Genomic DNA, 463 nt, shown 5'->3' on the forward strand with positions numbered 1-463 from the left:
AGAGTAGGAATGCAATGTGGTTTTGATAAGACTATAGCTGAAGAAATCAAACTTATAACGTAATTTTCAATCTAGAGTTAGCAGCTATACTACATAGTTGCTAATTTTTCTCCATCCTTAACTATAGTCTAGTGACCTAAGTAGTTAGGAGTTTATTAGGTTTTTTAAATTGTGCTCATGCTTATTATTAAAGTGATTGTAAATTCATTTTTTATATGATGTCCTTTATGTCACTATCTTAAAACCACAATATATTTAGGTTCGTTTGTATGATTAAAATATTAGATGACAAAGGTATATCTTTTTATATTAATAATATAGGATCTGATATAAGTGTTTCCCTAAATAAAAAAAGGGGTAACTGTGTTTATGCTTGTTATTTTTATTTTGAAGATGAAGTGATTAAATGTCACTATCAATATTCTGTAGAATTTTCACAGCAAATAGATTTGAATAAACTGAA

1 protein-coding gene is annotated in these 463 nt (G+C 26.8%); it reads left to right on the top strand.

Annotated elements, in window-relative coordinates:
• Positions 1-269: 269 nt before the first annotated feature.
• On the top strand, positions 270-463 hold a 194-nt coding region (locus BTV99_RS13705; protein WP_218607598.1), incomplete at its 3' end, for a hypothetical protein.

Origin of the sequence: Psychrobacter sp. Rd 27.2 (genome assembly GCF_001921755.1) — a bacterium.
GTDB classification, from domain to species: Bacteria; Pseudomonadota; Gammaproteobacteria; order Pseudomonadales; family Moraxellaceae; genus Psychrobacter; species Psychrobacter celer.